Source organism: SAR86 cluster bacterium (genome assembly GCA_023703575.1).
GTDB lineage: Bacteria > Pseudomonadota > Gammaproteobacteria > Magnimaribacterales > Magnimaribacteraceae > Magnimaribacter.
On the sequence record CP097969.1, the window covers coordinates 1,021,765 to 1,034,790 of the forward strand.

The 13,026-nt window shown below is 35.7% G+C and carries 14 protein-coding genes; all 14 read right to left on the reverse strand.

The annotated features are described in order from the left end of the window. Positions 1–7: 7 nt before the first annotated feature. Positions 8–511 (reverse strand): 1,6-anhydro-N-acetylmuramyl-L-alanine amidase AmpD, encoded by a 504-nt coding sequence (gene ampD, locus M9C83_05120; protein URQ67398.1) that lies wholly within the window; start codon positions 509–511, stop codon positions 8–10. Positions 512–560: 49 nt separating this feature from the next. After that, the gene (locus M9C83_05125) at positions 561–926 is read right to left on the reverse strand and encodes an EF-hand domain-containing protein (GenBank protein URQ66039.1); all 366 of its coding nucleotides are present in this window, start codon (positions 924–926) and stop codon (positions 561–563) included. Between the two features lie 55 nt (positions 927–981). Beyond that, on the reverse strand, positions 982–1,917 hold the full coding sequence (gene ispH / locus M9C83_05130) for a 4-hydroxy-3-methylbut-2-enyl diphosphate reductase (GenBank protein URQ66040.1): 936 nt from the start codon (positions 1,915–1,917) through the stop codon (positions 982–984). Next, a complete protein-coding gene (lspA, locus tag M9C83_05135) occupies positions 1,898–2,374 on the reverse strand; it encodes a signal peptidase II (protein ID URQ66041.1) in 477 nt (158 codons plus the stop codon). Before lspA ends, ispH begins: the two co-directional genes overlap by 20 nt. A 15-nt stretch (positions 2,375–2,389) precedes the next feature. Further along, positions 2,390–5,179: an isoleucine--tRNA ligase gene (gene ileS / locus M9C83_05140; protein ID URQ66042.1), complete on the reverse strand. Its 2,790-nt coding sequence runs from the start codon at positions 5,177–5,179 to the stop codon at positions 2,390–2,392. A gap of 18 nt (positions 5,180–5,197) precedes the next feature. Then, positions 5,198–6,145, reverse strand: coding sequence for a bifunctional riboflavin kinase/FAD synthetase (gene ribF / locus M9C83_05145; GenBank protein ID URQ66043.1), 948 nt, complete (start codon positions 6,143–6,145; stop codon positions 5,198–5,200). A gap of 1 nt (position 6,146) precedes the next feature. After that, positions 6,147–7,760 (reverse strand): murein biosynthesis integral membrane protein MurJ, encoded by a 1,614-nt coding sequence (murJ, locus tag M9C83_05150; protein ID URQ66044.1) that lies wholly within the window; start codon positions 7,758–7,760, stop codon positions 6,147–6,149. Then, entirely contained in the window at positions 7,712–8,104 is a 393-nt protein-coding gene (gene msrB, locus M9C83_05155) for a peptide-methionine (R)-S-oxide reductase MsrB (GenBank protein URQ66045.1), read from the reverse strand. Before msrB ends, murJ begins: the two co-directional genes overlap by 49 nt. Before the next feature lie 2 nt (positions 8,105–8,106). Then, positions 8,107–9,033: a fatty acid desaturase family protein gene (locus M9C83_05160; GenBank protein URQ66046.1), complete on the reverse strand. Its 927-nt coding sequence runs from the start codon at positions 9,031–9,033 to the stop codon at positions 8,107–8,109. 142 nt (positions 9,034–9,175) lie between these two features. Then, a complete protein-coding gene (locus M9C83_05165; GenBank protein URQ66047.1) occupies positions 9,176–9,916 on the reverse strand; it encodes a hypothetical protein in 741 nt (246 codons plus the stop codon). Between the two features lie 16 nt (positions 9,917–9,932). Further along, a complete protein-coding gene (locus M9C83_05170) occupies positions 9,933–10,685 on the reverse strand; it encodes a hypothetical protein (GenBank protein URQ66048.1) in 753 nt (250 codons plus the stop codon). Positions 10,686–10,701: 16 nt separating this feature from the next. Further along, positions 10,702–11,454 (reverse strand): hypothetical protein, encoded by a 753-nt coding sequence (locus M9C83_05175; GenBank protein ID URQ66049.1) that lies wholly within the window; start codon positions 11,452–11,454, stop codon positions 10,702–10,704. A gap of 21 nt (positions 11,455–11,475) precedes the next feature. Next, complete coding sequence (locus M9C83_05180) at positions 11,476–12,237, reverse strand: hypothetical protein (GenBank protein ID URQ66050.1); 762 nt, start codon at positions 12,235–12,237, stop codon at positions 11,476–11,478. Between the two features lie 8 nt (positions 12,238–12,245). Beyond that, on the reverse strand, positions 12,246–13,007 hold the full coding sequence (locus tag M9C83_05185; protein ID URQ66051.1) for a hypothetical protein: 762 nt from the start codon (positions 13,005–13,007) through the stop codon (positions 12,246–12,248). Positions 13,008–13,026: the final 19 nt, after the last annotated feature.

Consider the following 13,026-nt stretch of genomic DNA (forward strand, 5'->3'; position numbering starts at 1 on the left):
AAAAGATTTAGTCAAGGTTAGACAAGTAATATTGCCAGTCAAATGCCTCTCCGGGATCCGTTTTTCTGCCAGGTGCAATATCAGAATGCCCAACAATGTTCTCTTTTTTTATATCTCGAAAAACAAACATTAACTCTTTAGTTACATCTATTAGGGCACGATACTGATCCTCTGTATATGTAGTCTCATCTGTACCCTCAAGCTCAATTCCTATGGAAAATTCATTACAATTTTCGCGACCTTTAAATGATGACACACCAGCATGCCAAGCTTTCTTATCGAATGGTACAAACTGAACAAGTGATCCATCTCGCTCTATTAGAAGATGACTAGATACCTTTAAATCATATATTTCACTAAAGTAAGGATGATCGTTTGGATCTAAATCATTAGTAAAAAGTTTTTGGATATGACCTCCTCCATATTCACCGGGAGGTAAGGTGATGTTATGAATTACAAGAAGTGAAATTTCTTGTGTCTCTCGCTCTGAGCAATTTTCAGACAAGCAGATTTTCGCTTCTTTTAAATAAAATGATTGATCAATATGCAAAGGAATTCCTCTATTGCTTTATGAAAGGTTTTGGCTGTTTTTTGCCTCTAACATCATTAGTCTTCTTATCTTTTCTGGCTTGCTTTAAACCTTTTCTTATTTCTCTTCTTTTGAGTACTCCATCAGAATTTAAATCCATTCTCTCAAAACGTAAATTGCTCGATGCAAGAAACTCATCTTTTGAAAGAGTTCCATCACTATCTAGATCCATCAAGCTAAAACGGTTTAAAGTATTTGAATTAAACTCTTCTAGACTGATGGACCCATCTTTATCAATATCCATTTCATTTAGTTGTCCTGACATATTGGAAGCTGTGCTGACCTTTAAAGAGAGCAGTCCAATTAATAATGTCCCAAAAAAATATTTTAATTTCATATTCTTCACCTCTTTAATTCTTAGGCACCTTATGTGCGAGAAAGTTCCAAGTAGCTTATCTTAAGCCTTTGGGTAATCTAAAAGATATTCCTTCGTCAGTTCTTTTTTTATTTCCTACCAAATTAAACCCATAAGATGAAGTAAGCTTATCTATAACTTCTGACACAAGATGTTCTGGAGCAGAAGCTCCTGAAGTAAGGCCAATTTTAGATTTGCCTTTTAAGCAATCTGAAGGTAAATCATAGATAGTATCAATTAGATAAGCTTCAACTCCTGATCGTTCAGCTATTTCTCTCAGTCTATTGGAATTAGAACTATTTTCAGAACCAATAACCAACACTAGATCCGACTCTAGAGCTAATTGCTTAATTGCATCCTGTCGATTTTGGGTTGCATAACAAATATCATCTTTTTTTGGGCCCTTGATATCTGGGAATCTATCAATCAGAAAATCTTTTATTTCTTTTGTATCATCTACAGATAAAGTGGTCTGCGTCACAAATGCCAAACGAGACGAATCTTTAAAATTGAGCTTTTTAGCATCTGATATATCTTCGATAAGAGTAATTGTTCCACCAAATGATGTATCAAACTGTCCCATCGTTCCCTCTACCTCGGGATGATTCTTATGACCGATTAGCAAACAATCAAACCCCATCTTCGCATAAGTATTAACTTCAGCATGTACCTTACTTACTAAAGGACATGTCGCATCAAATACATCTAGTTTTCTTACTTCAGATTCAAATTCAACTGCTTTTGAAATACCATGAGCACTATAAACAACGACCTCCCCTTCTGGTATCTCTTTAATATCTTCTACAAAAATTGCACCTAATCGCTTCAATTCTTCAACAACGGTTTTGTTATGGACTACCTCATGTTTTACATATACTGGAGCACCATGCATTTCGATAACCTTCTTAACGATCTCTATGGCTCTGTCAACTCCTGCACAGAAACCACGAGTATTAGCTAGTCTTATTTCCATTTAGTCTAAGTTTTGAAATTACTATATCAAGTATATAAATTATTACTCCAATTGTTATAAATGAATCCGCAAAATTAAAAATATAGAATGAGTAGTTTTCATAGTAAAAATTAATGAAATCAATTACATGACCTCTTAAGATACGATCTATTAAATTTCCAATCCCCCCTGATAGTATGAATAATAATGCTAAGGATTCATATTTATTTAAAGTTTCAAAAACCAAAATATAAACCAGATATAAACAAACAAATAAAACTAAAGTGACTAGAATCCATCTCCCTAAGTCTCCTCCATCATCAAATAAACTGAAAGCTATACCGGTATTGAATATTAAATAAATATCTAAAATGGGTAGCAAGTTTAAACTCTCTCCTATGGAAAAATTTTTTACTACAAGGTACTTACTGAGTTGATCTAAAAAAATGAGAGATACAAGGAAAATAATCTTTTTCATGTGAATAAGTCACAATTAGGCAAAAATCCTTATTTCACCATTTCCTTTGACATTGTCATAGCATCTCTGACAAATAGATTCATGTCCTTTAATAGTTCCAATTTCTGGTCTGCTATGCCAGCAACGAACACATTTTTGGTGATTAGTCCTCTTAACTTGAACCCTCATTCCTTGGATGGCTGAATCATTGCCTTCTTGTCCAATATCTGAGACTTTTGCTTCGGAAGTAATAAAAATAAACCTTAGTTCGCTAGAAAATTTATCAAGAAGATTTTTAATATCTTTTTCACAAAATAACTCCAACTCCACTTCTAATGAAGATCCAATGATTTCTTTATTTCTTGCATCTTCTATATGCTTATTCACTTCTGATCTAATTTCTAAAATCTTAGTCCATTCATCATTAGAGAACATTAAGTTACCTACCTCATCCCATTCCTCGAACCACTCAAGTAGATGCACTGATTTAGTATCATTATTCAATAGTTGCCATGCTTCTTCTGCAGTAAAAGAAAGAATTGGACTAATCCATCTTAATAATGCTTGCAAAATATTGGAAAGAGCAATCTGCGATGAGAGACGAGCATCTGAAGTTGATTTAGCTGTGTAAAGTCTATCTTTTAGTATGTCTAAATAAAAACCACCTAAATCATTGGCACAAAAATTATGGATTTTTTGAAACGCATGATGAAAGTCATAATTTAGATAATCTTCTATGATCTCCTCTTGAAGATTTTTAGTTTTGAGGATCATCCACTTATCTAATTCTGTAAGTTTTTCAGGGGCCAGTTTTTGGCCCGAATAATCACTTAAGTTCCCTAATAAAAATCTTATTGTATTTCTTATTCTCCTATAGGAATCAGATGATCTTTTTAAAATATCATCAGAAAGAACAATTTCTTTGGTGTAGTCAGTAGATGCTGCCCATGTTCTTAAAACGTCAGCACCCATTGTCTCCCATACTTTTTGAGGAGAAATGACATTTCCAAGAGATTTAGACATCTTCTTGCCCTCAGAATCAACTACAAAACCATGGGTCAAGACTGCCTTGTAAGGCGGAACCTCTTTCATCGCGATACTTGTAAGTAATGATGACTGAAACCAACCTCGGTGCTGATCAGAACCTTCTAGATATAGATCAGCAGGGAAATGTAAATCTTCATTTACATCTAATACACAAGCATGAGTAACTCCAGAATCAAACCAAACATCGAGGCAATCTGTTATTTTTTCGTAAGACTCATAATCGTTAGTTAGATCTTTGATTTCTATATCATGCCAGGCTTGGATGCCGTCTAATTCAACTAAATCAGCTACTTTTTCTATAATTTTTTCAGTTTCTGGATGTAGCTCTCCTGTATCTTTGTTTATCAGTAAAGCAATCGGTACACCCCAAGACCTTTGTCTAGAAATACACCAATCTGGACGTTCTTCCAACATTGAATTCATTCTGGCCTGACCCCAAGTTGGTGCCCAGTTTATTGAATCTATAGAATTTTGAGATTGTTTCAAGAGATCTTTTTCCTCCATAGAAATAAACCATTGTGGTGTTGCTCTAAACATGACAGGACTTTTATGCCTCCAACAATGGGGATAGCTATGTTCATAAGACGATTTCGATAATAAAACTCCTCTTTCTTTAAGGAGTGTTGTTATATTTTCATTTGCTTTGAAAACAAATTGCCCTGCAAAATGCTCCACATCTTCATTATAAGTTCCATTCCCTTTTACTGGATTCAGAACATCAATACCATTTTGGATGCTTACAGTATAATCTTCTAATCCATGACCTGGTGCGGTATGTACTATTCCCGTTCCTGCATCGGTTGTAACATGATCTCCAGATATTATTAACGAATTTCTATCAAGATATGGGTGAGTAGCCTCAAAACCGAGTAGATCAGAGCCTTTACAAGTTCCTAGGGAAATAAACTTTTCTACCTCAATTCTTTCTAAGGTCGAATCTATTAAATCTTCAGCGATAATTATATTTATTTTTCTTGTTTCATGAATTATCTCGATCAAAGCATAGGTAAATGATTCATTTATCGTCAAAGCCATGTTGCCGGGCAATGTCCATGGAGTAGTCGTCCAACTTGCTACATAGGATGGGTTCTTTAATGAGCATGAGAAAATCTTTGACACAATCTTATTATCTATGGGAAAAATAAAATCTATGGAAGTTGATATCTTGTCTTGATACTCTACTTCAGCTTCAGCTAGGGCTGAACCACAATCAACACACCAGTGAACAGGCTTATCTCCTCTTCGAAGATGTCCCTTTTTGATTATTTTGCCTAACGATCTGATTATGTTTGCTTCAAAAGTAAAGTCCATAGTTACATATGGATTTTCCCAATCTCCAATAATTCCCAATCGCTTAAAATCTTTCTTTTGCATATCAATCTGGGATTGAGCATATTCTCTACAAGCTTGTCTAAACTCGGATAGTGGAATCTTATGACCTGCTTTGCCCTTCTTCTTTTCAACGTTTAATTCAATAGGCAGTCCATGACAATCCCATCCAGGGACATAAGGAGCATATTTCCCACTAAGAGTTTGAGATTTAATCACTATATCTTTGAGAACTTTTTGCGCAGCATGTCCAATATGAATTTGTCCATTAGCATATGGCGGGCCATCATGAAGAATAAACTTTTCCCTACCTTGCCTTGCATTAGCTACTTCCTTGCGTAGATCTATTTCTTCCCAAAATTCGATCATTTTGGGCTCTTTTGAAGGCAAATTGGCCTTCATAGCAAATCCAGTATTGGGTAAATTCAGTGTATCTTTGTAATCAGACATGTTTTAAATTTTGGCACTTTAACTTAAAAATTCCTGCGCGTAAGAAATATCTTTAAAAATTTGCTCTTTCAAGGCATCCAATCCATCAAATTTCTTCTCCTCTCTTACTTTTTTTAAGAACTCAACCGTGATCTTTTCTCCGTACAAGTGACCTGAAAATTCAAAAATATGAACCTCTAAAACTGGATTCTGTCCATTGACTGTTGGCCTTGTGCCCATATTCGCAATGCCACCATAATGCTTACCTCCTAAATATACTTTAACAACATAGACTCCTGCTATTGGAAGCTTATTTTTTGGTAGCCATAAGTTTGCTGTAGGTACACCTAATTGAGTTCCAAGTTGTTGACCGTAAACTACATTTCCACTGAAAGTATAGGGCCTTCCCAAAAGTTCTTTTGCCTCTATAAAGTTTCCTGCGATAAGAGAATTTCTAATTCTTGTGCTACTTACTCTTTCTCCACTTACTTCGAAAGTTTCTGTATTTTCTACTAAAATATCATTTTCACTACCCCAGCTCTTTAAGAAATTAAAGTCACCCTCCCTATTGGCACCAAACCTAAAGTCATCCCCAATAACAATCTTCTTTATTGATAATCTTGATAAAACCTCTCTTATGAAAACTTCAGGAGTCATTTTTCTTAGCTGGTTGTTAAAGTTTAGGAAAAATGAAAACTCAACACCTAATTCTTTTAATCTTTTAACTTTTTCAGGCCAAGGAAAAATTCTAGGCGGTTTTTCTTCTTCGGTTCCTAAGGCCTCAGCAAAAAACTCTTTTGCATGTGGCTCAGTAAAAATTACAAGAGTCTGCCAATTATTCTGAGCAGCATCTTTTTTCATATTCTTAATGATGTGCTGATGGCCAAGATGAAGTCCATCAAAATTACCAATAGTTGCTATAAGATCAACTTCTTTATATTTAGAAAGATAAAGATCTATATTCTGTATTCCTCTTATTAGATACATGCTAATTCACAAAGCTCTTAATTTTTAATCCTGTTAATCTTAAAGCAATCAAATATAAACCTATACCAATGATGATCATCTTTAAAAGATAGAGTATTTGTTCAAAATCACTTGAGTTTCTTAAATAGGCAACTTCTTGACCAAAAAAATTTAAAAATAGAACTAGCAGCAGAGAGGCAAAAACCAATCTTAACCAAAATAAAAGCCACCCTTCTGAAGGCCTGTAAACATCATCGCGTTTAAGAAGAATTAATAAGGTTAATACAGTGAAAAAGGCTGATATGGAGCTTGCTAATGCAAGACCTACATGACCGTAGCTAAGATTAAAGCCTAAAAACCAGGCTAGAAATGCATTCAAAATCATTGAAGCCAAAGCGACATACATCGGTTTTTTAGGCTCTTGTCGAGCAAAAAAACTCGGTGTCAGGATTTTAATGAGCATAAATGCAACTAAACCAAATGCTAAAGCAATCAAGCTATATGAAGCTTGTAAAGTATCTTGAGAATTAAAAGCACCTCGTTCAAATAAAGTTAAGATTATCGGCTCTGCAAGCATAATTAAGCCTACAACTGCCGGTATCCCTATGAGCAATATTAATCTTATAGACCAATCTAAAGTATTAGAGAATGATGTTTTGTCTTCTGTCACAAACAATGATGATAGTCTAGGCAGAATCACTGTGCCTATAGCAATAGCAAATATTCCCAAAGGCAATTGCATTAGCCTATCAGAAACATAAAGCCAACTTGGGCTTCCTGTAGGTAGTAGTGAAGCCAGTATTGTGTCGACGAGCATATTTATTTGACTTACTCCTCCAGCAATTATTCCTGGAATCATCAAATACATCACCTTCCTTACACCCGGATGACTCATATTTAATTTGAATTTAGGCAATAAACCCATACTTACTAATGCAGGTATTTGAATGAAGACTTGAATGATACCCGCAGCAAATACTCCCCATGCAATAGCATAGATTGGAAGTTCAAATTTAGGCGCGAACCAAACGGTAGCTGCAATAAGACTGAGGTTATAAAATAAAGGTGTGAGCGCTGGTAGAGAAAATTTCTGATAAGAATTTAATATTGAGCCGGAAAAAGCTACTAAAGAAACCAAAAATAAATAAGGGAAAGTAATCTGAAGTATATCTATGGCCAAATCCTTTTTTAAAGGCTCCATATAAAAACCAGGTGCAAAGATCATTACAAAAATTGGTGCAAATAAAAGAGCTAAAGTTGTTACTAATAATAAAATGGCAGATAAAGCACCAAAGGTATTATCTATGAGGTTTTTGATCTGGCTGGGATTATCTTCTTTATATTCTGCAAGCACTGGAACAAATGCTTGATTAAAAGCTCCCTCAGCAAATAATCTCCTGAAAACACTTGGTATTTTCATGATGACCACAAAGGTGTCTAATGCCACTCCTGCTCCAAGCAAGCCGGTAATGACTATATCTCGAATCAATCCGAGTATTCTTGATACAAAAGTCCAGAATGAAACTAGTCCGCTGCTTGCTAAGAGCTTTAAAGATTTCTTTTGAGATGGGTCGTCTTGGCTCAGGCCTAATCCTCTTCGGAAGGTGTAAAATCCATTGAGACCGAATTGATACAATATCTTAGTCCTGTAGGCTGAGGCCCATCGGGAAAAACATGTCCAAGATGGGCCTTGCAATTATTGCAATGAACTTCTGTTCTAATCATCCCAGCTGAGCGGTCTTCTTGAGTTTCAATATTACTCTCAACCGAAGGCTGAAAAAAACTCGGCCAACCTGATCCAGAATCATATTTTTCTTTGGAACTGAAGATTTCTGCTCCGCATACCACGCAGTGATATGTACCGGGCATTTTATTAGAGTCATATTTTCCACTAAATGCAGGTTCAGTCCCATGATTTTGGGTTACGTAATACTCTTCAGGTGTTAGCTTATCTTTAAGATTATCTTTATTTTGACTCATAGTTAGGCACTCACTGCTTTCATTAAAACACTTCTGTAAGAATTTGCGATACACATTCTATCTTCATATCCATTTTCAATCATCATGGAATGTGCCTTCGGTAAGTTATACCAAGGACACATCATGAATAAGTGATGTTCAAGATGATAATTCACCCTATGCGGAGCCATTAAAAACCTCACCAAAGGGTTTGTTAATGTTGTTCTTGTATTATCAAAGTTATTATTACCAGGCGTTACGGAGTGTTCCGCGATATTTCTAATCCTGATTATTAAACTATAGTATGTAAATGCTGGAAGCCACCATAGTAAAAAAAATAAAGACCAGTGAAAGAAGATAGAAATCATGAAAAATATGATCGTGTTTGTAATCAAAAAACCATGTATTTTATGCCATACTCTATTTAGTTTTTCCTTAGAATTTTTAGCTTCAGTGTTCAAGATTGAATTCAGAGCTTGAGAGTATCTTTTGTATCCTGTTATTCCTGTTAAATCTCTAAAAATTTTTCTGTAGAAACTGTCTTTTTTTATCGGAAAAGGTGCGCTCAATGATAAATCTGGGTCATCTTTTGTTTCCGTAAACCTATGGTGCTTCAAATGATATGGCCTATAAACTCTATTATCTTGGAAAATGGGGTATGCACAAAACCATTGAGAAATGAAATCATTTACTTTTGGATCTGAGAATAAAAGATTATGTGCTCCATCATGGACAAGTACTGCTAAAGCAAACTGTCTCGAACCAATTATGATCAGGCTCACGATAAAAGTGATAAAGCCGGGGTATAAGTAAAAGAAAGCAAGAGAAGATACAATTAATCCCCAATCAAAAATTAGGGCGAAAACATTCTTCAGATCACTTTTTGATCTAATGATGGCTAACTGTTGTTCGTTAAGAAGATCAGAAGGCTTAATTCTGGAACTATCCATCTTCTAATTATAACTAAGGCTAGCGAGTCTTAGAAATATTTATACAAAGATAAATATCTGATAATTATGAATTTTCTAAATAATAGATTAAATTTAATAAAAAAACGGCCACCAAAGTGACCGTTTTATTCAATAAAAAGTATTAGTTCATTACTTTTATATTATTTGCTGCATAAACCCTAGGAGCATCACAATCAGCAATCTGTTCTGGTAAAGAACCATCAGACATAGCTTGTTTTCGAGCATCTCTGTATTTTCCATACTCATTCATGCTGCTAAAAGAGATATTGATATAGAAGTCGTTAGTAGCTGAAGTGTCTGATCCACCTGCAGCCCACCATCTCCAAGCTCCTCCTGAATGCCCAATACTATCAAAAAATGCATTCCATTCTTTATCATTATCTCTGAAGTCAGAAACACCTTTTCTTTTCTTGAAATTACAGCTATGAAAAGCCCAAATGTTTGTGTCCCCTTCTTCAAAAGTTGATGAAGGTTCTCTTGCTTCCCAGATGTCCCAATGACTCCAAGAGGCACATTCAACTAAATTCTCCCATTTACTGAAAACTTCTGTTCCATTTTCAAAAAACCAATCAAGAGAGGTGCCCATATCGGCATTATCTGCCGTAAATCCAACCCAAAATAAGTCATATCCACCGTCATTATCAGCAAATAATGTCGGAGTAGTAACCCAGCCATCGTATGGAATAGGATAATCTAACTCATACCAGTCTGTCCTGACCATATTCATTACATCCTCAACACTCTTTCCGTCCTTCAGATTACACTGTAGAACTTCTCCTGTATAAGTTGTCCATTCATGATCATCAGCAAAACTCATAAGGCTAAAAGAACTTAAGACAAAAATTTGTAGAATTTTTTTCATAATTTATCCTTTTAATTTATTCAACTAATCTTAGTCTTACATTAGTTGACTCATAAAGCCTCGGTGTATTGCAGTTATGCACTTCCTCTGGTCTCGTATTATTCATCATAGCTACCAGCCTGTTGTCTCTTGAAGCTCCATATTGCTCAATACTCGAAAAACTTACAGCAACTAAATAATCATAATCTGTCTCTGTTGGAGATCCAGTTTCGGGCCACCATCTCCAATAACCACCTTCAAATCCTGAGTCATCTAAATATTTATTCCAAACCTTATCATTAGATTCTAAGTCATCAACTGACTTGCCTTCTTTGAAAGAGCAAGATTGAATCATAGTATAACCAGTCGCACCTTCAACCCATTCGTTTTTGGGAGTTCTTCCTTCTACATTAAGATTAAGTGACATTCCAGAACAGTTAGTTACCCTTTCCCATTTTTCAGCAATCTTTTGGCCACCAGCCCTGAATTCATCTTCAGCTTTGCCAACACTAGCAAGAGTCTCAGCAAATCCTAGAAAAACAAAATCTAGATCAAAATCTGTATTTGACATGTATACCGGAGTCATAACCCAAGCACTAAAGGGTTCTGTAAAGTATTCATCACCATATTCATTCCATTCATCAAGCACTTTCATGACATCATCCATATCTTTACCATCTGTAAATTGACACTGTAATGCTGCCATACCACCTATCTCAACATGATCATCTGCATTAGCAAAGTTCAAAAAAGATAAGCATATTGATATTAAAATAATTTTAATTTTCATTTTTTTCCTCATTGGTTTAGTTAAAAGGTCTGTTTCTAGCATTCATTGCAGTATAAACTCGTGGTGTGTCGCAACTTAAAATGCTTTCTGGTTGAGATGCACTATTCCAAAATCTGTCATCTAATGATTCTCCGTACTCTTCCCATGTGTTGTAAGTAACATTTAGTAAGAAATCTATGTCCAAAGAATTGGAAGTTCCTGGACCCGGCCACCAGCGCCATACGCCTCCGGTGAATCCTCTCTTATCATTGTAATCATTCCAAGCTTCATCACTTGCTTTTAAATCTTCTACTGATTTACCTTCAATGAAAGAGCAACTTCTGATTTCCCAAAAAGTGGTTCCCCCTTCTTCAAAGGGGATTGTTGGAGCTCTAGCTTCAACAGCCATATAATATCCTTGAGAACCACAGTCAGAAATTGAATCCCATTTTGCAAATGTGCTAGCCGCTTCATCTGAGAACCATGAATCTTGAACAATGCCCATATCTTTATGAGAATTAGTGAAGCCAACCCATCCAAAATCAAAGTTAGATTCATTAGCAGATCTCAGAAATGGTGTTAATACAAATCCGCTGTAAGCAGCTTTCCAGCTCTTATCAGCATAGGGATTCAAATCTTCAGAAATGAAATCAATCACATCATCCATGTTCATGTCTTCTTCAAAATTACATTGGTAACCTTCCATTCCATAACTCACCGGCATGTGGTCATCGGCCAGAAGATTATTCAATCCAAAAAATATCAGCGATATTAGTAAATACTTATTCATATTTCTTCTCGTTCTCAAAAATTAGTTACTTGGAGATCTAACATTATTGATCTGATAGAGTCTTGGTGAATCACATGAGAGCATTTCGCCATATATCTCTAATTGCGCTAGCAAGCCTCCTTCATTGATGATTGATCCCATTCCATCACCCCATTCATTCATTGAAGAGGCAGTAAATACATTTTTAAAATCATAATCGGCCTCAATTGAATCACCAACAGCCGGATACCATCTAAATATGCTTCCTTTCCCCTCATTTGAATCAAGATAGGCATTCCATTTAGCATCAGCCATAGCAAGATCAACCGGAGTAATTCCTTCAGATACCGAGCAATTACTTACCATCATTACACCTTCTGAATCTTGATCAGGAATTGATTGTCTTATTACTTGAGCAGCAAATATTGTTTGCGTATTGCAAGTTCTAATTTTGTCAAACTTTGCACCCAGAGCAGCAGCTTCTTCAAACCAGATATCATAAATTTTTCCAAAGCTCGACCAGGAGTTTGATCCACCTAGCCATCCAAAATCAAAAGAATTATCACTTGCTGATCTGTAGTGAGGTGTAACAACCCAACCTGCGTAAGGATATTCACTGTGTTCATTCAGGAAGTCGTTCCATTCATCAATATGCCTCATGAAATCTTCCATGTCATTGTTGCCATTGAAATTACATTGCTGAATTTCAATGGGGAAAAAATTAGGCATTTCAGGAGTATGATCATCAGAATATAGCCAGAAAGATGCCGAAAGTGCAAAAAGTAAAGTTAAAGTTTTATTCATAATATTTCCTAATTATTTGACCTGACCTGAAGAACGTCATAAACAGCTCTGTTATCACAAGTCATAAGATCTCCGTAAATTGATTGCATGGCTTGATTGCCACCACCGTTGACAGCCATGTCAACTGCTTTACCCCACTCTACGAGGTTATCTGCAGTTTGACTCCACAAGAAATCAGCCGTGAAACGAGAAGGCAAACCAGATCCAGGCCACCAGCGTCCAGCTCCTCCTGTCATGCCCTGAGAATCTGAATAATCATTGTATTTTTTGTCAGCAGCTAAGACCTGATCATAAGTTGTCCCTTCTGTAAGAGTACACCAAACAATAGTTGATACTCCTGTATCATCACCATCACTTGATTCAGATTGTCTAACACTTTCGTAACCCCAATTTACATGATCAAAGCAAGGCGTTACTCTATCAAACTTAGAGTTTATTTTTACTCCTTCAGGTTCTCTCATTAATTGTTGTGCCTTTCCGAGCTCCTCCCAAGTTGGTGAAGCTCCTACCCAGAAAAAATCAGCTTCTTCTTCGTCGCTGTAAAAATTTACTGAAAAAATCCAAGCACTGTATTGGAAATCAGTCTCATCGGCATATTCATTCCACTCTTCAGTAACCTTTAATAAGTCTTCCATATCTTTGCCATCTGCGTAATTACAAGCAAAACTCTCAACTGGAATAAAAGTAGGCTGGATATGATCATCTGAAAGAATATTAAAAGAAAATAATATTGATACAGCAGATATAGCTGCGCTTAATTTGAGTTGCATTAACCTCTCCATTTAACAC

Coding starts and splice junctions, on each gene's coding strand:
- ileS (URQ66042.1), bottom strand. CDS start 5,179: ATGTCTGATTACAAAGATACACTGAATTTACCCAATACTGGATTTGCT.
- M9C83_05170 (URQ66048.1), bottom strand. CDS start 10,685: ATGAAAATTAAAATTATTTTAATATCAATATGCTTATCTTTTTTGAAC.
- msrB (URQ66045.1), bottom strand. CDS start 8,104: ATGAGTCAAAATAAAGATAATCTTAAAGATAAGCTAACACCTGAAGAG.
- M9C83_05180 (URQ66050.1), bottom strand. CDS start 12,237: ATGAATAAAACTTTAACTTTACTTTTTGCACTTTCGGCATCTTTCTGG.
- M9C83_05185 (URQ66051.1), bottom strand. CDS start 13,007: ATGCAACTCAAATTAAGCGCAGCTATATCTGCTGTATCAATATTATTT.
- M9C83_05125 (URQ66039.1), bottom strand. CDS start 926: ATGAAATTAAAATATTTTTTTGGGACATTATTAATTGGACTGCTCTCT.
- lspA (URQ66041.1), bottom strand. CDS start 2,374: ATGAAAAAGATTATTTTCCTTGTATCTCTCATTTTTTTAGATCAACTC.
- M9C83_05160 (URQ66046.1), bottom strand. CDS start 9,033: ATGGATAGTTCCAGAATTAAGCCTTCTGATCTTCTTAACGAACAACAG.
- ispH (URQ66040.1), bottom strand. CDS start 1,917: ATGGAAATAAGACTAGCTAATACTCGTGGTTTCTGTGCAGGAGTTGAC.
- M9C83_05175 (URQ66049.1), bottom strand. CDS start 11,454: ATGAATAAGTATTTACTAATATCGCTGATATTTTTTGGATTGAATAAT.
- M9C83_05165 (URQ66047.1), bottom strand. CDS start 9,916: ATGAAAAAAATTCTACAAATTTTTGTCTTAAGTTCTTTTAGCCTTATG.
- ribF (URQ66043.1), bottom strand. CDS start 6,145: ATGTATCTAATAAGAGGAATACAGAATATAGATCTTTATCTTTCTAAA.